This window comes from Cyclobacterium sp. 1_MG-2023, from assembly GCF_030546805.1.
GTDB lineage: Bacteria > Bacteroidota > Bacteroidia > Cytophagales > Cyclobacteriaceae > Cyclobacterium.
Genome location: NZ_JAUOPC010000001.1, coordinates 119,183 through 143,065 on the forward strand (window position 1 = coordinate 119,183; position 23,883 = coordinate 143,065).

Consider the following 23,883-nt stretch of genomic DNA (forward strand, 5'->3'; position numbering starts at 1 on the left):
GGTAATATTCAAAATGTTAAAGCGAAGTACCATACAACATTAGGAGTCTAACGATTAGAATACGCTTGAGTAGTTCTTATATTGTTTTCTTCAAACCTTAGATTCCTTAATGTTAGCCTTAAATTGCAAGCTATGAACAGAAAGAAAAAAATCATCAGGACTTGGAAGGGATGGACTACATTAGATAATGCTTCAATTTATGAAAATATGCTTATCAATGAAGTGTTTCCTGAAGTAAAAAGGAAGGGTGTGGCAGGATTGGAGAAAGTGAGTATTTCGACAAGTGAAAAAAATGATGAGGTAGAATTTTTTCTTATACTTCAGTTTGAATCTTTGGAATCTGTGAAAATGTTTGCGGGTGAAAAATATGAATTGGCATATATCCCGGATAATGCTAAACGTGTTTTGTCACGATATGATGCAACTGCTCAACACTTTACTATGAAAGAAGAATTAATACTTAAATAAATTTGACCTACAAAACCTATTGCGTTTAACTAAACCGTTTGGCCAAATAAAAATACAAAACTTGGAGCTAATAACTTTAAAAACATTTGATAATTCAATTGAGGCTCACTTGATGAAATCTAAACTCAAAAGTGAGAATATTGTGTGCTTTTTATTTGATGAAAATATAGTAGGGCTTAATCCTGTATATAACATAGCAGTTGGTGGGATAAAGTTAAAGGTTATTAAATCAGACATTGATAAGGCGAGTTTAATTTTAAAGGAGACTGAAAAAGCTAGGTTAACCAATGAAATTGGCGAAGTTATCATCTGTCCGGTTTGCCATTCAGAAGAAGTTTATGGTGGATTCAAATCAATGAAGGGAATAAAGGGGATAATATCAGCTATTACCTCATTCCTATTGATGGTTTATCCGATTTATTATAAGTCCATTTACAAATGCAAAAAATGCGGAAAAGAATTTAAATAATGCCTCTGCAAAAAATACCAAGCATCCTGGCGAATGGAACAGTCCCAAACCGGATCCTGAACCTGCCGAAGAGTCCTTTTTATAATGAAAAACGGATGGATTGAAAAATCTTGAGCCAAAGAGCCGGAATTCCTTGTTTATGGAGAGGTATTGGCTTAGTATAATGAAATATTTTTATCCCTTTTGCCGAAAAGTATTCAAATTGAACGTATTAAATCCGTTTTTAGCTCATTTTATAAGGTTTTTTAAATCTTTTTACGGTTTGATGTTTTCGCAATTCTTAATTTAAAAAGTAAGTTAAGAAGGATGGATGCGTATAATCAAAAGCTATTACTCTTCTGGAAAGGCATTGCTAATTTTCGGTATCATCTCCGGTGTTTTAGTTTAACAATGCAATATGTAGTTCCAAAATTGGTTAATATAAAACTAAATATTATTTTAACATTTTAAGACGATTCAATACCTTAATCTAGTAAAACAAAAAGATCTGCTATGAAATATTTATTTTCTATGAGTTTAACATTTTTTTCATTATGCGCATTTGCACAGGATTCAAAGACTTCATTGATGAAGATTGTTTTGGCTGATTCAGTAATTAATAAATATATGGCTGGTATTGGGAAAGAAGATATTAATGAATATAAATTATTTCATGGATCTGGGTATTATATCTTTAATGATGGAAATGTTGAATTTCAAGAACATAATGGTAACAATAGTAATGCTATACAAAAAGGAATTATCAAAAAGATAAAAATTAATAAGAATAAGGCTATAGTGAAATTTTATACAGCTTCATGTAACAACACACGCGTCAGCTTGAAGAAAGAAGCAAAAAATTGGGAAATTAAATCGAGGCTGATTTACAGAAGCTGGAAGCATCCAAAAAAACAACCTAAACTTGTATACTATAGTTTGAATTAAAAATTTAGGATCGTCGTTGAATTTCTGATTTGAAATGTTCATTTTAACAAATACATTAAGCAAAAGTAGAAGGGATATAATCCAAATAAGCAAAACTTCTATGCCAATTATGTATATACATATGTTTTAACAATTGAAAATGAGAAAATTAAAACTTCAAATTCAACTTTCAATTGATGGATTCATCGCTGGTCCTAATGGAGAAATGGACTGGATGATTTGGAATTGGGATGATAAGCTAAAGGATTTCGTAACCCAACTAACGGAATCAACTGATACTATAGTTTTGGGTCGCAAACTGGCAGAAGGATTTATTCCATACTGGAGATCAAATAAGGAGTTGGAAGGTGCTGAAAAAATTAATAATTCTAAGAAAATAGTTTTTACCAAAACACTTGAAAGCTCGAACTGGGAAAATACCATTTTGGAAAAGGGAGATTTGACAGATAAGATACAAAAATTAAAATCCTTAACTGGGAATGACATGATAGCCTATGGTGGGGGAGCATTTGTTTCATCACTAATCAAAGAAAATTTGATTGATGAATATTACTTTTTTATTAACCCTACTATTTTAGGTTACGGAATGCCAATATTTGAGAAAACTGACTATAATAAGGAGTTGAAGTTGGAAGAAGCAAAAGCTTATGAGTGTGGAATAACCGTTTTAAAGTATACGAATTGAACACAGTATTAATTTACACTCCCAGTTCAACCCCTATGACTCGATTAAGGCCTCGGTTCATTGTAGTCCTGTTCGATCAGTATTGGACTCGGCCTCTGCTAGCTTTTTATGTTGGATATTGGATAGTTTTGTTGGGGGAATTAGGAAGCAATTGAATTTTTATATAGTGCCAATAAATATGACCAATTAGAGCTTTTTGTTCCCTTATCCATTTCTAGTCCATTTCCCACAGTTTCCATTAAAACATTAGGATATCCAATGGATTCCTTGCCTGAAATCCTTAATTTACTAGAATAAAAAACCGAAATAGCGGTAAGGTTGTTCGGTTTCGGTTTTTAATTAAATTTACGGGTGGGATCTGGAAGAGAAAGTCGTGCTATTACATGGCAAAAAAAGGCATAATTCCCACATTAGGCATTTAGTAATTTGTACAAGCTTTAGTAGTTCTTATATTGTATTCTTCAAACAGAAGATATCTCAGTTTCACTTCTCATAAGCTAAAAAATTAAAAAGTACACTATTATTAATAATTTGGAAACATAAAATACAATCTTATGTCAAAGGTAAAAGACAAACTTATAGATCAAATTACATCCTTAAACGATGAGGAGCTATTGGAATCAATATCAAATATGGTGAGTCAATTAAGTGCTGATGGGACGATCGAATTGTCGGAAGAAGTGCAGCAGGAGCTAGAAAAAAGAAGCGCAGAAATTAAAAAAGGAAATTTTATGACAAACGAAGATTTTGTAAAGAGATTTAACAAATGAAATTGAAAACAATTTGGTCATTAGAAGCAATTTATGAATTTGAAGCTATTTGTGAATACTGGGACAAAAGAAACAATTCAAATTTATATAGCCGTAAATTGTTCAAATTAACTCAAGAAGTTATTAAAATAATAGAGAAACACCCCAAATTGGGAGTAAATTCAAATTCAGCAAATATAAAAATGAGACTTGTTGAAAATAATTACTATTTAATTTACAAAATTTGCGATGAACACATTGAAATTTTAAAATTTTGGGACACTAGGCAAAATCCGAAAAAGAGAAAATTTTAAAAAAACGAGAGGTAATTGAGTGATTGGCTACTAACTAAAAGCCTACAGAGTTTCCCTTACGATTTATCCCGAATATAGGGGACAAGGTACCCTTAAAAAAATTAGCCTAAGCAGAACATTTTCCGTGTCTGCCCTTTATTTAGAAGGCTTTTTCTTTCAAGCATGTGTTAGTCTCAAACTGATCAGTTTTTGCTTTATGGGCAATTAAAGGTACAATTTGACACTGTATAAATCTCGCATTAATTGTCTACCCAATGCAGCAAATCCTTTAACCATTTCCAGACCATTTTCAGCAGTTTCCATTAAATTCTTAGTCTATTAACTGGATACTTTGTCTGGAATGCTTAATTTGGCAGGGAAATTAAGCAGAAGTGGCTGAGTGCTTAGTTGATAAATACATAACTCCTTAGATAAACTTACTTATATACATTTATTGTAGGTAATTGAAAAAAATGTAAATGGCATATTCGTTTGATATTGTTGATCAAAAAGTAAATGAAACTGAATTCTTTTTGAAAAAGATGGTTGAAGCTGAGAGCAATTGGTTCGAATTCTCTTGCTATTTAACAGCATTCCTTTCTGCATCAAGAACCATTACACTCGCACTTCAACGATTTAAATTTATAGATGGATTTAATGACTGGTATGAACCACACCAGTCAGTTCTTAAGGGAGATCCATTAGCTAAATTTTTTCTTGAAATTCGAAATGATAATGTGCATGGCGGACCGAACCCAGTTGTTGGAGTATCATTTTACCATGGTAAATCTAAATATCGTTTTAAGGAACAGGACAAACTGGAGCATGGTGATATTGTTTCAAGTTGTCGAATACACTTTATAAAGCTGCTTGAAATTGTTCATGATTGTTATGTGGTGTTGGGAGTTCATATTGACCCACAACAATATTACACAAAGGAAAATTTTTCAACATTAGGATGCAATATTAATGATGCTGAAGTAGAGATTTGGGGTTGGGTAATGACATCTTTTATTGATGATGGGATGGATGAAGATGACCGATGGCACGAATTAAGAGGAAGAGTTGGAGAGTGTCATATTAATCATCTCTTTAAAGGGTATTTAAATAAAGTCACGCCTCAACCTAATATTCCGGATAGAATACAGGACTTTGACTTTACTGATGAAGATAGAGGATGGACATACATTCCACCCGGGTTTAATACAATAGACGATTATCTAAAAACAATTGACAAAATAAAGTAACTACCTACACAATTGTGTAAAAATGCATTAAAACGTATTTTACACGAAACGTTGCCACACTTATTCGAACCATGAAACATTTCGCTTTTGGATTAACATTTATAATTATGACCTCTTGTGGACAGGCTGATATTCAAAGTGGACCACAAGCAGATAACTTGAAAGTAGAAGAACCTAATATCAAATCAGAAACTTTTGATGATGAAATTATAACCTTACTTTATGAAAAATTAGACTCTGGATTTGATATTGACTTTAAGCAAAACCATCTTGAGAGCATTTTAAAAAATCTAGATATATTGAGTTTAAAAGAGGGAGAGGAATTTGAAAAAGAAATGCTCTTCGAAGACTATAAATGTGACTGCCTTGACAAAATAAAAATCTATTATGATAAAGCGGATGACAGATTTATACTATGGGTCTATGAAGAATTTTATGAAACTGATTTAGATTGGTGTCCTGAAACCTCATATTCCTATTCTTTTCAAATTGTGAACCATAAAATTACGGACTTGAAATTGGACTTTATGGCCGGATAAAAAAAATAAAATACGTTTGGCAACAATTAAGCTATAATTATGCGATTTAGCCTTCGGTTCATTATAGTCCCAATCGATCGGTATAGCTTAGCCAATTCCTGACCATATTCAACTGTTTCCATTAAATTCTTAGTCTATCTATTGGATACCTAGTCATAAACGCTTAATTTAAAAAGAAATCAATTCAGTCGGTACATAGCTGATTTATGTAACTACTTGGATAAACTTAATTATTTACAGTTGTTAGCATACATTAAAAAAACTATGAGTAAAATAGAATTAAACTTTTGCAAAATTGTTCAAGATTCTCAAGATTATGGGAGTAATAATGAGCATATGATTTCAAGAGTATACTTCACAGTTGATGAAAAAGAATATGAATGTAATGTTCGACAACCTTATGGAGAAAGTTTTTCATTTGAAAAGGATCCAATTGAAGTTGAAGCACCCGAAGAATTAAAAAAAATAATCAACTATGGACAATTTAGAGATGAAGTTGAAAATTATTTTCGAAAAGCCGTTAGTGCTAATGCACACGGAATCCGAATTGATGGAGGAATGAATATTAGAATGCGAAATAATACTATAGAGAATCCACACAAAACGAGTATTGACAAAGCAGGAATAAGTGGTGCTTGGTAAAAAAAATGGTATGCTAATAACTAAGCATTCTGACATTTGGAACAGCCTAGTCTGAGTGCAATGAAAAGTTTAGGGAATATATCAATATCCCTTCGACAAGCTCAGGGACCAGTTCTAGTCTAGGCAATGGGTGCTGTTGGCTGTGTTTAAATTAGACTTGCTAGGGTAAATGATTTCCTTTTAATGTATGGCCTACAGCTAAGTGTGAGTAAGGTGAAAATACAATCCTTCTTTAAAATTGGTAATAAAATGGAAACCAGTAAAGTATATCTCTGTAGAGTGGAAAGGTCGAAAATAAACGGTAATTATACTGTTTGGTTACCGGAACAACCGGACGATGATTTTGTTGATCTGTTGGTGGATAAAAATGATTTATTACAAGGGGAACTGTGGGGAATTCTTTTAAAAACCGGTGCCAGGGATAGCAACTTAGATGTTTCAAAGGTCTATTTTGCCCCTGAAGGAGATGTCTTTGTCTCCTATACCAGCGATTATGAATTGAGTAAAAACATGGAGAAAATCCTAAATGAACTGATTTTAAATCAGGAGTACTTTATTAACATGGTCCACCTAAGCGGATTAGATTAGTAATTGGCAGTATAACAGGTTATTTTTAATGACATTTTTATACCTTTAGCATTATCCGCTATAAAAGGTGTTCTATCATGGTTTTACGTGCGCTTACCCTTCTTGTTTTTTCCTTTTCCATAGTCAATTTTGCCCAGGCACAAGTAAAATACAATAGGGTGGTGTTTAAACCCAACCCCTATGTAGAATACCATCCCAATGGCAATATTTACAAAAAAGGTTTTGTGAATGCCGACAATCAATTCGTTGATACGCTAGCCATTTTCTTTCCCTCTGAAAAATTATCGATGACTGCCGTTTACGACAATGGGGTGCCGAATGGGTTATGCATTCATTACAATGAGGATGGCTCAATTAGTAGGGAAGGGCTATATGCACAAGGCAAAAAAGAAGGGCTTTGGATCTATAATAACTATGCTGAATCTAAAGATGGTCTTCCTTATCGCTTCACTGTGAATTATAAAAACGGCCAACTTCATGGAGAGACAATCCTTTATGAAGGAACACATAAAATCCGCTCCGTACATGCATTTTTAGGTAAACCCGCACCGAATACAATATGGGAAATGTATTACGATAATAGCGATAATTTATGGGCTGTTGGCTTCATTTCCGATGACAATCAATTTACCTTGAGGGGCTTATATACGGAAGAGGGGAAATTTGTGGACAAGGTTGGGGTCAGTAAGGAAAAAACCGAAACTTTTTTAGAAGCCATGAGAACGTTTTATAAGTCCATCCCTAAACAAGAAATAAAGTCGACGTCCAAGGTCACCTATGAGAATAAGACAGTTACACATAAATCCGTCCCCTTTAGCACTTATCACGCCAATGGGAAAGTTCATGAGAAAGGCTATCGCAATGCCAAAGAGCAGCTTGTTGGAAAGTTACAAACCTTCTATTCGTCAGGCACTTTAAAATCCGAAATGTACTATTTCAATGGAGCGCTTCAAGGTGACTGTACGCATTATAATGAGGATGGTACCACTAAAATGCAAGGCAAATATGCCAAAGGTAAAAAAGATGGTTTATGGATTTATCCTGATTACATCAAGAATAATGGGGCTAGGTTTAGTTATGAGGTACATTACAAAAACGACCTGGTTCATGGAGAAACCTTATTCATCCGTGGAGATGAAAAATGGTTGTTGATGACAGCTTCCGAAGGAGTATTGCTTGGGAAATGGGAAACCTATTACCCAAATGGCAACCCATCAAGCTCTGGTTTGGTGAGTGCTGCCGGAGATGTTCTTACCCATAAAGTATTTGACAAAGAGGGTAAAAGACTGGTTACGATGTTTTCACCGCCTACTCCTGAAAACTTAAGCAAGTCTATCAAGGATGTTTTTGCCACCATTCCTAAATAGTAAAACACATAAAAGGTAAGCATTAGTCGACTGAAGGAAGGTAAAAATACCCGAAGTGACAGGAAAGTACAGGAATCGGAAAGAAACCTGCGGGAATGCAATAGTAACACGAAGGAATGAAAAAGGAGGTTCTAGTTTCCGAGCCCTGTTTTTTTAAATATGGCATATGCCTTTTCCTAAACCTTTTAAATTGATCCGAATGATTCTTTAAAAAGTGCTTATGCTTTTGTTGCTAGAAAGAATAAACCTATCCACAGCGGATATTTTTAGGATATTTTTTAAAATTTAGGTGATGGATTAAATTTGACCCGAAAAGGGACAAATGTTTATAGTCAATGCTTTCAGGTTTGGTATACGACCCTTACAAGGTCTAATATCAGAGAAACCCATTTCTTCCTATTAACCTATAATCCCTTTAGGATCAAAATGTCGTTATATTATTTTTATTACATAAGTACGTGATAGATAGAGGGATAATAAAATATAATGGTTATTTTAGATCAGCCAATTCCCGAAAGTGTCCCTAAATCCTTCTTGTTCTAGGTCCCTTTCACCAACTCGATCTACAAAACAAATGACCCTCTCATGAAAAAGATAACCTTCCTTTTCCTGACCCTATTTATTGTTTTCAATACCCAAGGACAAAGCCCGGAAAACCAAGCCCCCATTATTTTTATATACGATGCCAGTGGTTCCATGTGGGGACAGATGCAAGGGAAAACCAAAATGGAAATAGCTGCCAATGCCTTGAGCAGTACCATAGATAATCTTTCTGAGCAACAAAAAATTGGGTTTGTAGCCTATGGGCACCGAAAGGAAGGGGATTGTAAGGATGTGGAATTTATGGTGGATGCAGCCACCGGAACAAAAAAGGAGGTGATCACGGCCGTCAAAGGAATCAAACCCTTGGGCAAGACACCATTGGCCTATTCTGCAGTATTGGTCATTGATCAATTGAGAGCGGCCAAGCAGAAAGCCACCATTATCCTAATTACAGATGGGATAGAATCCTGCGATGGGAATATTTGTGAGATAGTTGAAGCGGCCAAGGATGAGGGCATAGATTTCAAGTTGCATATTATTGGCTTTGGCTTAAAGGAGGAAGATACCCAACAGTTGAGGTGTGCAGCAGGAGCAGGGGATGGGAGCTACTTTAGTGCTGAGAATGCTGAAAATTTTGGTGAAATCCTGAATGTGGCCACAGCTTCTACGGTAGACAAGCCTGCCAATAATTTCTCGGTATATGCACTAAAAAATGGCGAGCCATTGGATGTCTTTGTAAAGGCTTATGATATAGTTGCCAAAAGAGAGCCCATTATGCTCAGGACCTATCAAGATACCGGGTATTTTTACCTTCCCCCCAGCAAATACAATTTGGAAGTGATGCCATTGGAGGGAAGCGATGTAAACATGATCACGGTTAACAATGTGGAAAGCCATGAAAATACCATCGGACACCAAACCATTTCCTTTGATGGGGGAACTTTGAATGTGTTGACTACAAATAACGGGGAAGGTTGGGACAGCATGGTGAAAATTATTGATAGCAATGGAAAAGTAGTGGCCACAACCAGAACCTATGGGCGAGAGAAGGAAATGGAAGTCAATCCCGGCGTATATAAAGTAGCCATTCAGGCATTGGTTATGGAGGGTTTGCATACGAATACAGCAATGGATAGCATCGCCATAGAGGCTGGGAAATCTTCCCCATTGGTATACGATTTTAAAACGGGCAATTTTGAAATTTTTACCCGGGTAGGAGCAGAGGACATTGATACGGTGGTTGCGGTTAAGGAGAAAAAATCCGGAAAAAGTGTAGGGGGAGCCCGGACCTATAATAAGGGAGCGAAATTTCTACTCAACCCGGGCAATTATATGGTAACCGTAAGGCCCCTGGGAGCACATAAAGAAAAAGCAGCACAAACCATAGAAGTGGAAGTCAAAGCAGCGGAAACCATTAGCAAAACATTAAATTTCTAAGGGTGTCTTAAGATTTTGTCAGCATTGTTGCAGAAAAAAAGCAACAATGCCGCCAAAATCAAGTTGTATATGTTATTTCTCCTAGGGGTTTGCACCCCTAGCTACAAAAATATCACTCCTCCGGAGTTTTGGGTAAGGGTAAAATCGACATGCTCAGAATTTAAATCAATAGAGAATCAGATAGAATTCTAATACATCGGTAATTTACAATGTTAGGGAGTTAATTTTTATCAGTGCTATTTTCTTTATTCCGGCCTTATGGAAATTAGTAAAATGATTGCTCAATGGCGTTAAGAACAAAAAATCTGTCTGACGCCTTTTCGGCGGAGTTTTTTTTTGTTTAGCCAGTGAGTATTCATTTTGCGTTAAGATTTACATACAGCCTTGATCTTTTTGGTTCGTTTTTGTGTCATAGCCTGCCCTGAGTAGCGAAGCGGATCAGTGGACAAAAATGAACAGGAAGAGATAAGGGTAACCAATGGCTTTAATATTAAAATCATATGAAAAGAGTATAATATCACTATAACTCGTGTTGTATTAATTCCCTACAATCACCTGACTTTGGGCACTATTGGCTTTTCCATCTTCTATCAAAACCTTTAATGAACCTGATACGGCTTTTTCTCGGTCAAAGGCAATATTCACCCATTGTTTGCCCACACTGAGGTTTGTAGCTCCTGTACCCTTATTGAGAGGGATTTCTTTACCACTTACCCAAACCTTGGCCCGATCAATGCCCGTTAATTTCAAACTGAATTCACCCGCTTTAAGGATATTTACTTCAAATTGAACAAGGCTGAATTTTTTGCCTGTATTGTCTGTAATCACAGGAATATCTCCCAATGGCAGGCCTCCGGCCACCGTGCTGTACAAGGGCTTGCTGCTTGGGCCAATGTTTTTAGTGGGCAAGTTTTTCCAAGTATTCACCCCGTCTATTTTGCCCAATGCCTTAAAATCAGGGGCTGATTTCCAGCGCCTTACCAGTTTTTCATTGGTAACCCTAAAATCTCCATTGCTTCCCAGTTTGGAAAGGTAACTTACCAAATTGATAAATTCTTCTTTTTCCAGATTTGCCGTGATTCCTGCAGGCATCAAGGAACCGGGAACCTTTTCTACGTTTTTAATTTGTGATTTAGGAATGCCGTTTTCATTACCCGCCATGTCTCGAATGACAACTTCTCTTGCGCCATCATTGATTAAATAGCCCATCACTATTCCTCCATCATTTTTGGTAACCTTTTGTAATTCAAAACCTTCTTTGATTGATTCTGTAGGTTCGAGTATGGATTTGATAATATTGTCTATAGGTAAACTGGTGCCCAAAGAACTTAAATCCGGTCCCAGCTGACCACCGGCACCGCCTATGCCATGGCAGTTTTGACACATCATTGAAGATCTCCTATAAATGGCTTCGCCTTTTACCGGATTTCCTGAGGTTTTTACTTCGATTCCAAGGAGATAAATTTCTCGTTCGCTTAATTGCTGTGGCATTTTCTCAGGAGGTAAAACCCCACCAGAGGCTTCTAGAGCATCTTTAAGTTGTAGGGCTCCAGCCTTGGTTCTTCTATGCATAGGCAGTAATTCTTGCATGGTTTTTCTTCCTTTTTTGGCCGTTTCTGATGGGATGCGGGTATTGGACAAGGAATTGGCCAGAACTGCCGTGGCATTGTTGGAAGAAAGGAAAGCAGCAAATAGATCTCGCGTGCCGGTGTCCGTAGGCTTATTGGAAAGCAGAGTAGTGGCAGCCTCGGCAGCCTTCTCAGGGGCTGTTTTCACCAACTGAGAGATGGCCAATATCCGGATGCTTTCCTTTTTATGCGTATTGGCCATGTTGAGCAAAAGTTCTTGGCTATCGGCATCATCAAGCTTACCCATGGCTTCCATGGCCGCTTTTCTGACCTCTTCATTGCTGTCTTGGTTCTTTTGTAGGATAAGATCCATCAGATCTGCTTTTTTCCACAAGCCTACCAGTTGCAATACTTTTATTTCAACTGCTTCATTTTTACTTGTAAGCAAAGTTCTTAACTGCCCTGAAGTATGCTGTGGTGCCAGCCCTCTATCATTCGCTGCCCTGTGCAGTAGCTCTAGGTTTTTCAATTGGCTTTCTGTATCAGTTGAATTGATGGCAAGCAGGTATATTTTGCTTAAATCAGCTCTTGTGCCATATTTGGCCAATTTCTCCCGAACCATTTCCAGGTATTTATCCGGTACTTTATTGTCGCTATACAATTCAGCCAGCAAAGAAGTAGATTTTGGATCACTTACGGTATTGAGGGCAAAGATGGTTTTGTCCTTATTCCCAAAATAGTTCGGGTCCTCCAATAGTTTGGGTAGCCAAACCGGGCTTAAGGTATTTACCGTATGCCATAAGGCAAAGTCCAGATTAACATCCATGGGTTGATCCAAAGCTTCCAGTGCGGCAAGGGTCGCTTCTAAAGTGCTGAAATTTTGAAGACCAACTACCGCTTCCAACCTTACCGTCGCATGGCTGTCTTGAATGGCTTTGGCCAGTAGGGATTGGGTTTCCGGGATCTGTTCTTTCCAATGCACCAGAACCCTAATGGCAGCTGCTTTGGCTTCCGGATTATTAGCTTTTAAAAGCTTCTCCAACAATGGTACATTTACCGCACCAATGGCCTGATGTAGCCAAAGTCCTTCTAATAAATGGTGCTCGTATTCGGGATTTGAAGGGTCAAGTGTCTCGATCCATTTACCTAATGCTTCCTTTACTTCTTGCTCGTCCTTGTTTTTTAGGATTAATTTTGCTTGTAACCTTTCCCAGTTTTCCACTGATTTTAATGCCTCCAAAAGCTCCGGAATAGACTTTCCTTCTAATTCTGGATACTTAACTAGGGGACTGTCTTTTTTAGTTACTCTCCAGATCCTGCCATGCTGCTGGTCTCTTCTCGAATCAAAAAAGTCAACCTCCCCATGTTGAATGATAGGATTGTACCAATCGGCAATATATACTGCCCCATCAGGGCCCATTAGGATGTCTACAGGCCTGAAGCCAATATGATCTGTCCATAGCAAATCGTCTGCTTGCTTGGAGACAAAGCCACTTCCTTGCTCTTCCAAGACAAAACGGTTTACCCGGTTGGCCCTGAAATCATTGGTAATTAAACTTCCAGCCCAATTTTCCGGCATATGTGCCCCTGAAACGATATCCAAGCCACTGTGCTTGGGTTGACCGGGATTCAGGCCACTTAAAATACGTTCAGCCCCTGGTGCAGTAGCAAAAGTAGCACCCGGAAAGGCATAGTTAATTCCCTCTCTACCTGCACCATCTGTTAAAAAGCTCTTACCCCATTTGTCAAATTGCAAACCCCAGGGGTTGATCAATCCTTTGGCAAATACTTCCAATTGCTGTGTTTTGGTATTGTATTGCCAAACACCCCCACCTTCAAGCCGGCGAATGCCATAGGGCGTTTCTACGTGACTGTAAATGTAAATGGATTGATTGAAATACATCAGACCGTCAGGTCCCCAACGGAAAGTATGGATAAGGTGGTGGGTATCACCGGTACCAAAACCGGAAAGTATTTTGGTTCTTTCATCTGCTTTGCCATCTCCATCTGTATCCTTTAGGTGTAAGATTTCTGTAGAATTGGCTACATAGACCCCACCATCACCTGGCAAAAGGCCGGTGGGAGTGAAGAGGCCTTCAGCAAAAACAGTGGACTTATCTGCTTTTCCATCTTTATCGGTGTCTTCTATGACAAGTATTTTATCATTGGCTGTTTCACCGGGCCTGATGTGAGGATAAATGGTACTGCTCACTACCCATAATCTTCCTTGGGCATCCCAGTTCATTTGAATGGGCTTGACCACCATGGGGTCCGTCGCAAATAGATTGACTTCAAAGCCATCTGCCACTTGAAACCTGTCCATTTGATCCTGTGGATCTGAAGAGGGTATGTCACGGAGAGCATTTTGCCCATAGGCCGGAAGGTTTGCCAACAGTACGATCAACATTAAAATGACTTTCATGCCTACAGCACTCGCTATATAAGGTGTACTCTGAGGCTTTTTAGTCGGGTGTTTTATATATATTTTTAAATCCAAAATCATGGTATGGTTTGTATCTTGATAAAATGGGTCAATTGAATAAAATCCTGTAGTTAGGGCAATCGCTCTAGTTGGTAATGGAGGATTTTGGTCTTTTTGGTTTGATTGATCTTATCATCCAACCAAAGGATCAATGTATCCAAAGCTGCCAAACCCTCCTTATGTCTTCCTTGCTCATAAGAGCGGAAGCCCAGGATATAGGTTCTGTTTTGAGGCCGGTATTGCTGGAAATAGATTTTATCCTTTTCTCTTATCAATTTCAGCATTTGTTCTGATTGCTGTAAGCTAGGCCCTTGTGCCAAGGGAATACCTGCTTCCCAAGCCTTTCTGCTTCCGACGGCAATGAGTTTTCCGTCCACAGACAAGGAGTAATTTCCTTTTTTCAAGCCATTCACCTTAATTGTTTCATTACCTACATTAGGTTTAGAAGCCGGGTTTTGAGTACTATTAAAGGAAATTTTTCTGGCTTTATCGGCAATGGAGAGCTTATTTACCGGTACATTACTTTCAACGCTTTTAGTAGCAGCATCAATTTCAATGGTAGGAGTTTCCCTACTAAGCCCCAATTGATTCATTATTGTTTCAGCAAGCTGAACATATCCTTTTTCATTAAGGTGAATCCCATTGTTCTCGTAAAATTCAGCAGCAGTAGTTGTTGTAAAAGCATCAAAAACATTAACAAAAGCCAATTTTCGACTTTGAGCAATGGCATGAATTGACTGATTATAGTCGCTGTATGTCTTGTTTCTTAAGGCCAATAAATCCTCCGTTCCTGCAGAAACTTGTGGAATGGTAGAGAGTAATATTGCTTTTGCACCTATGGCTTCTACACTATCCAGCAATTGGTTCAAGCCATTTTTGAAAGCATCCACACCTTTTGACCCTTCTTGTGCTTCCACATTCCCATAGCCTATAATTACCCAATTTGGCTCTGTAGCTTTTATTTGAGAAATAAGCAAGTCGTAAGGACTTGGAGGATTGGTATAGTAGCTTCTTGCATCTCCAAATACAGTATCCCCGGACCAGCCCAGATTTCTAAAAGTGAGGTGTTTCTCAGGCCAGTAACTAGTAAGTGCATACTCAAGGAATCCGAATTCCTGCTCGTTTTCTATCAAGGCATTGCCTAATAGAGTTATTCTGTCCCCATTTTTTGGATCAAAAGATTGTTGAGAAAGTACAGTAGTATGAAATAAGATAAGTTGAAATAATAGGAGGTAATATTTTTTCATGGGATTAATTAGGCAAGTGGTATTTATTGTTAAAACAACCCATAAATATAAAAAGGAACTAAGAATATCAGGTACATTATTGGGTTAATTATATTATTGGTTGGTTTATTAGACCAGTGGCTGGTACAAAATATTGCCTAATGATTTTTTTTCTTGTGTAAATATTATGGAGGGGCTTAGGTGACCATATAATAACGCAACACAATCAGTTCCTCGGATTAAATTTGTAATTACATTTTTAATTAATTAGTTTTAATATAAAATCAATTTAATATGTTATACAAATACTTGAAATTCACGGTTCTACTATCCATTTCTTTGGCTTCTTGTAACAATGTAGAGAATCAAAGCAAAGTCCTTAAAGAAATGGAGTTTGTCAAGGTTGATTCATTGGTATTTGACGAATTACAAATATTAAATGTGCTGGACTATCATCCGGAGCAGGATATTTATCTTATGGTTACCAAAGGTGTGGAAGGCAGGTATTTTATTTTCAACAGTGATGGGGAGATGCTTGCTGAAGAACTCTTAAGTGAAGGGCCCAATGCTTTTGGGATGGTTTTGCACCGCGCTGGCTTTGTGGGGAATGAAATAATGTTTGTAAGCGATCAAGAAATTTTTATGTATGATTTAGCATTGCAGCAACTGAGAAAACTTCCCTTTGAACAAGATACAAGGGTAAGGATGATCCACACGCCATTGGATAATCTAAATGAAGTTAACATCGACGATGTCTCTTACGGAATTGCCAATTTGAGTGACAAAAATTTGGAAGAATATCCCATGGATTATTTTGATACTTTAAACTATTTTCATTTAGTAAACCCCGCGGATGGATCCGTAATCAAAGGAGGGAAAATAGATGATAGCAGTATTTTCAAACAGAGTTATTTTTACCCATGGAAGTATAAGCCAATTTATTTTTCAGATATAAAATCCAAAGTAATCTCTTTAATTTTACCGGCAGATACGATTTTATTTCAATATGATAAAAAGCTGGAGCTAGTCAATAAAATCAAACTGGAACGTGAGGAACCGGATCAACTTGCAAAGGTACCTATGGAAATGGCCAATCGAAATGAGATTGGAGCCATTGTTGATGAATTTGCCTTAGGAGGCGGTTTTTCACATATGGTAGGGCAAGGGGATGCATTTATCGTTGAATATACCGCCGGGTTAGCCCCGGAAGACAACATTCAAACAGATGATTACAGAGAGAGAATGGCTATAATGAATACAAGAAAAATCTATTATTACCCCATAGAAGATGGCGTTCAGATTGGCCTCCCTGTTCTCTGGGATAAGCCGGGAAAGCTAAAACTGGGCTTAGGAAACAACCGCTATTTACATTATGCTGATCAAGCCGACATTCATGAAGAGGAAAAAGAATACCAGTGTTATTATATTTATGAATTAAGGCCTATTGAAGAGGAGAATTGATGATGTGGTGATGTGGTGATCTGTGATGGGGTGATCTGGTGATTTGGTGATGTAGTGATCTGTGATTTGGTGATTTAGGATGGATAGGCTTTAATCAATTTGTGTTTGCGGTATTAAATAGTCAAGTGTTTAAGCCTTTGAAAGCAAATGATATTCATTGCTTGGGTTTGGCGGTATTATTGCTATTTCTGCAACAATGCTGACAAAAGCTACATAAGGAAAATATTTCATTTATGTTTCCATCATTTAATTATTGGGTCTGATGGGGTTAAAAATAAGTGTATCTCCTCATTGGAGCTAACTCATTTTTTTAGCGTTCACCATCCATTTCCGAAAACCATAAGCTTTGAAGGCCAAAAACACCTAATATATCACACTGTCCTAGAAAGTTTTCTTTATCGGTACAATTCAATTTATCCAAGATTGTTAATTGTTAGGTTCGCTTAGAAACTGAATTACTTGCTTACTTTTTCTCATCAATAGAAATTATCATCCCTTACGAAAACGAGTAACCCCATAGGGGTGGCACTTTTGTAGGCAAAGGTGACAACCCTTGGATGATGCATGAGGAAAGTATCTGATTTTGGCGGTATTGTTGCTTATTTTCGCAACAATGCTGACAAAATCCCAACGTCTTCCTTGTTTTCTTGGCTTTGATTCAACCAAAACAGTGGAAATATAAAAATCCAATTACGATATTCCGGATTATTTATAAAAATCATATATATATTTGTCTCTGGAAAATACTTCCACTTTATTGATTTATTCTAATTCTATTACTTGATGAGTGCATCCCTAAGTGCCCGACCGGCCAGTTTTTCACGCGTTACCATTACAGAACTTATGATTCCCTCATATGCTAATTTTGGGGGGAAAATTCATGGCGGCATTTTACTTTCCATGATGGATAAGGTGGCTTACACTGCTGCCACCAAACACAGTGGGGCTTATTGTGTAACTGTCTCCGTGGATACGGTCGATTTCTTACAACCCGTGGAAGTTGGAGAATTGGTTTCCTTAAAAGCCTCAGTCAATCATGTGGGCAATAGCTCCATGATTATCGGGATTAAGGTGATTTCAGAAAATGTGAAAACCGGTGTTGTGAAGCATACCAATACCTGTTACTTTACCATGGTAGCCAAAGGGGAGGACGACAAGCCAACACCTGTTCCACCATTATTATTGGAAACGCGAACAGATGTCAGGCGCTTTGTAGAGGCCATTAAAAGGAAAAAGTATAAAAGTGAATATGGGGCAATCCTTAAGGAATTAAAACGTACCTGGGACAAAGAAGCCATTTCCACCATGCTAGTAGGGCAACGCTGCGAAATTTCCTTAGATATTAAATAATCCTAGTCCTCTTTCTCAAAAACAAGAAAATGCTGGATGTTTAAAAATTGTCCATTGGTAGACAATTTGAATCCATTGGCTTCCAATTCTTTCTTTACCTGCTTAACAGTCATTTTATGCAAGGGCTTTATGGCCACTTTGGGGTCCTCCCCACGGTATTCTATTAGCAATAGTTTACCATCAGGCTTTAGGGATTTTCTGATATTTTGTAGCATCTCTTTAGGAAATGCCAATTCATGGTAAACATCCACCATAATTACCAAATCCATTGTTTTCTCCGGTAGGTTTGGGCCTTTTTCTGTCCCCAAAACAGTAAATACATTGTCTACATTTTGGTTTATTGCTTTGTTTTCGATGTAGTCTAGGGCATCTTGTTGAATGTCTACCGCGTAAACTTTTCCTTCAGGTACTTTTGATGCAATGCGAAAAGTATAAAAGCCAGAACCCGCCCCTACATCTGCTACATGGCTATTCTTATTGATCGGAAGGTTAGCAATGGCAAGCTCGGTGTTTTCTTCTTCCGTGCGACTGTCTCTTTCTAACCAAGCAACCCCATGAAAACTCATGAGCTGAGCAATTTCCCTTCCCCTATATATTTTACCAATTCCATCTCTCGATGGCTCTTTGTGGGAATATTCATTGCCGCTTTGTGCAGTTACTTCTCCGGATAGGGGTAGGAAAAATAAGGACAAAACAATTAGTAGGTATCTCATGGCTTTTACACTGTTATTGTTGATTGTTTGCTTAATTTAACCATAAATACCTGAAAGTGTCTCTGATATTTGGCAAATTGTATCCCAAAAGTCATGATTTTAAAAGAAATAGAGGCAAATGTGCCAGGAGTAAGTGGAATTTAAAAATTGAAAAGATACATAAGGAACAAAGCGTACTGGATGGACTTCAGAAGCGATTTAATAAATGAAGTTTATTGTCTGAAAAGAAGCGAAAAGTGAGACAATGATGATCAAAGCGGATATGTGGCGAAAAAGCCCTTCTGCGTGTTATTTAATGTTAAATTTATTTATAAGTAGCTTATTTTAACGGTATTATACAAATTTATCCAAATTTATCCAAATTTAATAGTTAATTTGACTTGTGAAAATAGGATAAGCCCTTTCATTAAAATATAAAGTCATGATTAGAATGGTACTCATTTTTGGAATCTTTTTATTTTCATCGGTAGCTTATGGACAGGGATTAATTATCCGCCATATTCCCCATTCAATACAAAGTAACCTGGATGTACCTGAAAACCTAAGCTATAGCACCCTTAAGTTTGAGTCATCACTTGGCCATATAGTTCCAGCAGTTAAGTCAAATGCTAGTGATAATAAATTGGAGGAAGATTCAACAAATGTATCCATTTTAAGCCCTTCAAAGGATTCTTCTTCCAATATGCCTGTCAAAGATTTCCCCTCCAGAATACGTAAGTTTAGCAAGAAACCAGTGAAAGTTGGGATTCAATTGGAGGGTATAAAGAAATAGTTTTTTTCTTTCGTTAGGCGCTAAATGGCCCCATGAAATACTTTGTCATCCTAACAGCATCCATTGTGTTTTTCACCGGGTCAATTGTGATGGTTTATTTTTTTTGGAACCTTGATCAAGAATGGACATGGATAGTTTTAATGATTATTTGTCCAACTATTTGTGGAGATTCAATTATCAAGAACCTTCAAATCTATTCAAAATTTCACCAAAACTTAAAAACGAAAAGTCAAGAGAGCCTAACAGTTGGTAAATGTATATCACTACTGCCTAACTGCCAGGTTTAGTATCACTGAACAATGATTTTTGAATTTGAGAATTTATTTGTTGAATGAAATTTTTTGGCGACAAAGAAGCGAAAAATGGGGAAATGATGAACAAAGTGGATGTGTGATAAAAAAGTTCTTCCATCCGTTATTTATTGTTAAATTTATAGATAAACAGCTCTATTTAATGAAATTATAAATTTTTATCCAAACTTAATAGTTAATTTAACGTGTAAATATGAATTGGAGAGTATCTTTCATTAAAATAAAATGTCATGATTAGAATTGTATTTATTTTTGGAATTGTATTTTTATCAACTGCTTCTTTTGGACAAACTGTTCACTATCCCTACCAACAAGGCGATATTTTTTCAGGGGTTGATATTCAGTCCATTAAAAAGTATAAACCTGAGTTGTTTCTCAACTTTGAAGAACCCAAGAGTGAGTCAACCTTTAAGGGTATAGAAACGGATAAGGATGAGCCAAATGATACTGGTGAAATTGTGGTTGGTGAAAATGAAGAAGATCCAAATATGGTCATATTAGACTTATCAAAGAATTACTCCTCCAATATGCAAATGAAAGAATTCTCTAATGATTTCCATTCAAACATGCCAATCGTTACCAAGATACGAATAGGGTATTCGATTGAATTGGATGGTATAAAGAAATAATATTCAACCGCAACAATACTTCACATCTGTTTCATAGAACAGGTATATTCATGATTTTTGGGTATTCAACAGGCTAACTATTGAATATTCAGTAGTAAAAATGTAGGGAAATTTTACAAAAATTCTTACTTTTATTACAAACCCAGCTTCATATGTATCTATCTAAAGTTTTTGTTTTTTCTGTATTGCTCTTTTCAGGTGTTGCTACCCATGTGCATGGGCAAGACCTGGAAGATGGTAAAGCCATAATTGGCTTAGTAGCCAGTTACGCCAAAGCAAGGGAAAGCATAGACACTGTAATGCTTAGATACATCGTGACGGAGGATATTGATCAGTTGGTTTCCAATGGGGAGTGGAGACATGGAGTGGAAGCTGCTGTCAAAGGGATGGCCGCAAGCTCCCGCAGCAATCCGGGTGATAGGGTTTTGAAGGTAGAAAGGGTGCGTTATGTTAAAGAGGATGTGGCAATAGCCGATGCCCGCTATACAATTAAAAATGCCGATGGAACAGAGCGAAAAATGTGGAGTTCCTTTGTAACAGTGAAAAAGGGGAAACGGTGGAAAATAGCAGCGATTAGAAATATGAAACCTGCTGAATAAGCTGAAAACAGTAATATCCTATAGCCCTTCCTTCCTTTACTTTCTGAAATCGGTTTAAAATTAACCAATTAAAACTGTTTTCATTTTTCCCCTTAGCGATACTGTGCTAATGTCTCTAAATATCCTGATTTTATTGCGATTACAACACTACCTAAAAAAAATCACGATAGGCATCTAGATTCTACTGTATAATTTTAGTTAAAAATACACCATTGAAAAAAGAAAAGCGACCAAAATTTGGTCGCTTTTCTTTTAATGGAATGGGTAAAATTACCCTTTTACTTCATTCACTAATGCAATGGCTTTTTTAGCCATCTCGTGAATTTCCGTGTAATTTTTATCTTGCAATAATTGTTTGCTGACCAATTTACTTCCCATACCTACTGCACTAACTCCTGCAGAGAACCAAGCCTGAACGTTGTCCTTGTCAAGAGAAACACCACCTGTAGGCATAAAGATCAAATTCGGGAACAAAGATTTGATACCGGCCATGAATTTAGGGCCTAATATGTCACCTGGGAATAATTTGATCATTTTTGCACCAAGATTCTCAGCTCTGATGATCTCAGATGGCGTCATGCAACCTGGAATCCATATCATACCGTGCTTATTCGCTACTTCTACAACTTCTTCAACCAAGCCCGGACATATGATAAAATCTGCACCGGCATCTACATATGTTTCTGCCATCTCTGCATTTTTGATGGTACCGATACCCAACAATAGGTCGGTCATTTCGCTATCCCTCAAAGCAACCATTTTCTTAAAGTTGTTCAAAGCAGCTTCACCTCTATTGGTGTATTCCACCACGCGAATTCCAGCAGTGTAAAGGGCCTTAAGAACTTCAATACTTACAGTTTCATCTGCATTGAAATAAAGAGGAAGGATGGCCTGATCCGTTATTTTTTTTAATATGGTTTCGTTTTTACTCATCGTGATTAAATTTAAAGTAAATTACCTCGGGAAAATCCCGAGGTAATCTTTATTAAAGTGTTGATTTTTAATGATATATGTATGATTGTTAGATTTTAACTTTAACAACCATTTTCTTGATACTACCTTCGCCAATCATCGGAGAATGAACGTCTTCAGGATAAAGAATTACAAATTGCCCGGGCTCCATACCAAAGTACATTTCCGGAGAATCCACATAAAAAGATACATCCTTATCTGGATTGTATTCGCCTTTTATTTTGGTGCATTTTTCTCTGGGTTTCCAGCCAATGCTTTCTTTACCTTTGATACATACTTGAATGTCTATGTGCTTGTCATGACATTCAAATTTCTGATTGGATTCAGCTTCAGTTTTTGCTGCTTTTTCAAATACAGCAGCAATTAACTCATCCCCATCAATTTCGTATTTGCCATCTTCTATTTCGTCCAAGTTATTGGACTGAATAAAGGCAAAAGCTTTTTCAAACAATGGGTGCAAACTGTAGTATCTGCTTGCATTGGATAATGTATCAAGTATCATGACTTTTTAGATTGAGTGGTTTTTATCGTTGTACTCTACCACTAGCATCTCCACCCATTAAAACTTCAACCTCAGCAAGTGTTGCATGGTTCATGTCTCCAGGGAAGGTATGTTTCAATGCTGAAGCAGCTACGGCGAATTCAGTAGCACCTTCTAGTCCCATTTCTTGAATCAAACCATAAATCAATCCACTGGCAAATGAATCTCCACCACCTACACGGTCAACGATTCTTACATCATATTTTTTGGAATGGTAAAATTCGTCACCATCATATACCAAAGCACTCCAACCGTTGTCAGAAGCACTGTAGCTTTCTCTTAAAGTAGAAGCGATGTATTTGAATCCAAATTTCTCTTTCATTTGTTTGAAGACATCTTTGTATCCTTCAAGGTTCAACTCACCTTTGGTAACATCAGTTTCTTTGCTGTGGAAGCCTAAAGTGGTTTCAGCATCTTCTTCGTTTCCGATACATACATCTACGTATTGGCAAAGTCTGGTCATTACCTCCTTGGCTTTCTCCTTGCTCCATAACTTCTTACGGTAGTTCAAGTCAATGCTGGTGGTAACACCTTTTGCTTTTGCAGCTTTTAGGGCAGCTTCGGTCAAAGCAGCAGCTTTGTCACTTAGAGCAGGGGTGATACCTGTGGTATGGAACCAAACAGCACCATCAAATATTTTATCAAAATCAAAGTCAGAAATTTCAGCTTCTGAAATGGATGCATCAGCTCTGTCATATACTACCTGAGAAGCTCTCATAGAGGCTCCGGTTTCTAGGAAATAGATTCCTAGTCGTTTTCCGCCTCTGGCAATAAATTGTGTGTCCACACCATACCTGCGTAAATGATTGATGGCTGATTGGCCAATTGGATTGTCAGGCACCTTAGTCACGAAAGTTCCTTCCAGCCCATAATTGCAAAGGGCTCCAGCTACATTAGCTTCACCACCACCATAGGTTATGTCAAATGTATCAGTTTGTACAAAACGCTTAAAATCTGGGGTAGAAAGGCGAAGCATTACCTCACCAAGAGTAACTACTTTTTTGGACATGATTGTTGTATAAATTTTATGATTAAATGAAATTCTTGTAATTCAAAGCTACAAAGAAAAATTTAAAGGGCAATTTACATAAAAAAGCCCTTTTCAAGACAAGACTACTGCTTTATTTTGTAAAAACCAAATCTATTTATCGAACAACAAAGCATCTAATTAGCTATCAATCACATATATTTAGGTGTATTTTTGACTAGGAAAGTAGGGGAATGATTCACAGGTATGGTACCTGTTTTCAGGTTTGAATTCATTTTGCGTACTTGTGCCACAAATACCTTTTATTTTGACCTTTCCCT

At 37.2% G+C, this 23,883-nt stretch carries 23 protein-coding genes; 17 read left to right on the forward strand and 6 right to left on the reverse strand.

Features of this window, described 5'->3' with window-relative positions; translation table 11 throughout:
• The first annotated feature begins 132 nt into the window (after positions 1-132).
• From Q4534_RS00425 to Q4534_RS00480, 12 genes are all read left to right on the forward strand, one after another.
• Positions 133-468: a hypothetical protein gene (locus Q4534_RS00425; RefSeq protein WP_303611188.1), complete on the forward strand. Its 336-nt coding sequence runs from the start codon at positions 133-135 to the stop codon at positions 466-468.
• Between the two features lie 61 nt (positions 469-529).
• Positions 530-937 (forward strand): putative signal transducing protein, encoded by a 408-nt coding sequence (locus tag Q4534_RS00430; protein WP_303611189.1) that lies wholly within the window; start codon positions 530-532, stop codon positions 935-937.
• 492 nt (positions 938-1,429) lie between these two features.
• Positions 1,430-1,861 carry a hypothetical protein gene (locus tag Q4534_RS00435; RefSeq protein WP_303611190.1) on the forward strand — a complete coding sequence of 144 codons (432 nt, stop codon included), beginning with the start codon at positions 1,430-1,432 and terminating at the stop codon, positions 1,859-1,861.
• A gap of 139 nt (positions 1,862-2,000) precedes the next feature.
• A complete protein-coding gene (locus Q4534_RS00440) occupies positions 2,001-2,546 on the forward strand; it encodes a dihydrofolate reductase family protein (protein ID WP_303611191.1) in 546 nt (181 codons plus the stop codon).
• A gap of 554 nt (positions 2,547-3,100) precedes the next feature.
• Positions 3,101-3,316 carry a hypothetical protein gene (locus tag Q4534_RS00445; RefSeq protein ID WP_303611192.1) on the forward strand — a complete coding sequence of 72 codons (216 nt, stop codon included), beginning with the start codon at positions 3,101-3,103 and terminating at the stop codon, positions 3,314-3,316.
• Entirely contained in the window at positions 3,313-3,609 is a 297-nt protein-coding gene (locus Q4534_RS00450) for a type II toxin-antitoxin system RelE/ParE family toxin (protein ID WP_303611193.1), read from the forward strand. The genes Q4534_RS00445 and Q4534_RS00450 overlap by 4 nt, the downstream gene beginning before the upstream one ends.
• 458 nt (positions 3,610-4,067) lie before the next feature.
• The gene (locus tag Q4534_RS00455) at positions 4,068-4,835 is read left to right on the forward strand and encodes a hypothetical protein (protein WP_303611194.1); all 768 of its coding nucleotides are present in this window, start codon (positions 4,068-4,070) and stop codon (positions 4,833-4,835) included.
• Between the two features lie 71 nt (positions 4,836-4,906).
• On the forward strand, positions 4,907-5,374 hold the full coding sequence (locus tag Q4534_RS00460) for a hypothetical protein (protein WP_303611195.1): 468 nt from the start codon (positions 4,907-4,909) through the stop codon (positions 5,372-5,374).
• A gap of 264 nt (positions 5,375-5,638) precedes the next feature.
• Positions 5,639-6,016: a hypothetical protein gene (locus tag Q4534_RS00465; RefSeq protein ID WP_303611196.1), complete on the forward strand. Its 378-nt coding sequence runs from the start codon at positions 5,639-5,641 to the stop codon at positions 6,014-6,016.
• A gap of 249 nt (positions 6,017-6,265) precedes the next feature.
• Positions 6,266-6,604 (forward strand): hypothetical protein, encoded by a 339-nt coding sequence (locus tag Q4534_RS00470; RefSeq protein WP_303611197.1) that lies wholly within the window; start codon positions 6,266-6,268, stop codon positions 6,602-6,604.
• A 77-nt stretch (positions 6,605-6,681) separates the two neighbouring features.
• On the forward strand, positions 6,682-7,971 hold the full coding sequence (locus Q4534_RS00475) for a toxin-antitoxin system YwqK family antitoxin (RefSeq protein WP_303611198.1): 1,290 nt from the start codon (positions 6,682-6,684) through the stop codon (positions 7,969-7,971).
• Between the two features lie 585 nt (positions 7,972-8,556).
• Complete coding sequence (locus tag Q4534_RS00480) at positions 8,557-9,951, forward strand: VWA domain-containing protein (protein ID WP_303611199.1); 1,395 nt, start codon at positions 8,557-8,559, stop codon at positions 9,949-9,951.
• A gap of 537 nt (positions 9,952-10,488) precedes the next feature.
• Here the strand turns inward: Q4534_RS00480 and Q4534_RS00485 are convergent.
• A complete protein-coding gene (locus Q4534_RS00485; RefSeq protein WP_407933563.1) occupies positions 10,489-14,016 on the reverse strand; it encodes a PVC-type heme-binding CxxCH protein in 3,528 nt (1,175 codons plus the stop codon).
• A 56-nt stretch (positions 14,017-14,072) separates the two neighbouring features.
• The gene (locus tag Q4534_RS00490; RefSeq protein WP_303611201.1) at positions 14,073-15,248 is read right to left on the reverse strand and encodes a GDSL-type esterase/lipase family protein; all 1,176 of its coding nucleotides are present in this window, start codon (positions 15,246-15,248) and stop codon (positions 14,073-14,075) included.
• A 273-nt stretch (positions 15,249-15,521) separates the two neighbouring features.
• Here Q4534_RS00490 and Q4534_RS00495 point away from each other — a divergent pair, with 273 nt between their 5' ends.
• Both Q4534_RS00495 and Q4534_RS00500 read left to right on the forward strand, forming a co-directional pair.
• Entirely contained in the window at positions 15,522-16,688 is a 1,167-nt protein-coding gene (locus Q4534_RS00495) for a hypothetical protein (RefSeq protein ID WP_303611202.1), read from the forward strand.
• A gap of 783 nt (positions 16,689-17,471) precedes the next feature.
• The gene (locus Q4534_RS00500; RefSeq protein WP_303611203.1) at positions 17,472-18,038 is read left to right on the forward strand and encodes an acyl-CoA thioesterase; all 567 of its coding nucleotides are present in this window, start codon (positions 17,472-17,474) and stop codon (positions 18,036-18,038) included.
• A gap of 2 nt (positions 18,039-18,040) precedes the next feature.
• On the opposite strand, the gene Q4534_RS00505 is transcribed toward Q4534_RS00500, so the two are convergent.
• The gene (locus Q4534_RS00505; RefSeq protein ID WP_303611204.1) at positions 18,041-18,751 is read right to left on the reverse strand and encodes a class I SAM-dependent methyltransferase; all 711 of its coding nucleotides are present in this window, start codon (positions 18,749-18,751) and stop codon (positions 18,041-18,043) included.
• A gap of 421 nt (positions 18,752-19,172) precedes the next feature.
• Between Q4534_RS00505 and Q4534_RS00510 the strand changes: the two genes are divergently transcribed.
• The 3 genes from Q4534_RS00510 to Q4534_RS00520 all read left to right on the forward strand — a co-directional run bounded on the left by Q4534_RS00510 (position 19,173) and on the right by Q4534_RS00520 (position 21,062).
• Positions 19,173-19,523, forward strand: a complete 351-nt coding sequence (locus Q4534_RS00510; RefSeq protein ID WP_303611205.1) for a hypothetical protein — start codon at positions 19,173-19,175, stop codon at positions 19,521-19,523.
• Between the two features lie 541 nt (positions 19,524-20,064).
• Positions 20,065-20,463, forward strand: coding sequence for a hypothetical protein (locus tag Q4534_RS00515; protein WP_303611206.1), 399 nt, complete (start codon positions 20,065-20,067; stop codon positions 20,461-20,463).
• A gap of 152 nt (positions 20,464-20,615) precedes the next feature.
• Positions 20,616-21,062 (forward strand): SgcJ/EcaC family oxidoreductase, encoded by a 447-nt coding sequence (locus tag Q4534_RS00520; RefSeq protein ID WP_303611207.1) that lies wholly within the window; start codon positions 20,616-20,618, stop codon positions 21,060-21,062.
• Positions 21,063-21,332: 270 nt separating this feature from the next.
• On the opposite strand, the gene Q4534_RS00525 is transcribed toward Q4534_RS00520, so the two are convergent.
• From Q4534_RS00525 to Q4534_RS00535, 3 genes are all read right to left on the reverse strand, one after another.
• Complete coding sequence (locus Q4534_RS00525) at positions 21,333-21,995, reverse strand: bifunctional 4-hydroxy-2-oxoglutarate aldolase/2-dehydro-3-deoxy-phosphogluconate aldolase (protein WP_303611208.1); 663 nt, start codon at positions 21,993-21,995, stop codon at positions 21,333-21,335.
• Positions 21,996-22,083: 88 nt separating this feature from the next.
• Positions 22,084-22,536 carry a YhcH/YjgK/YiaL family protein gene (locus Q4534_RS00530; protein ID WP_303611209.1) on the reverse strand — a complete coding sequence of 151 codons (453 nt, stop codon included), beginning with the start codon at positions 22,534-22,536 and terminating at the stop codon, positions 22,084-22,086.
• A 22-nt stretch (positions 22,537-22,558) separates the two neighbouring features.
• Positions 22,559-23,584: a sugar kinase gene (locus Q4534_RS00535; protein ID WP_303611210.1), complete on the reverse strand. Its 1,026-nt coding sequence runs from the start codon at positions 23,582-23,584 to the stop codon at positions 22,559-22,561.
• Between the last annotated feature and the right edge of the window lie 299 nt (positions 23,585-23,883).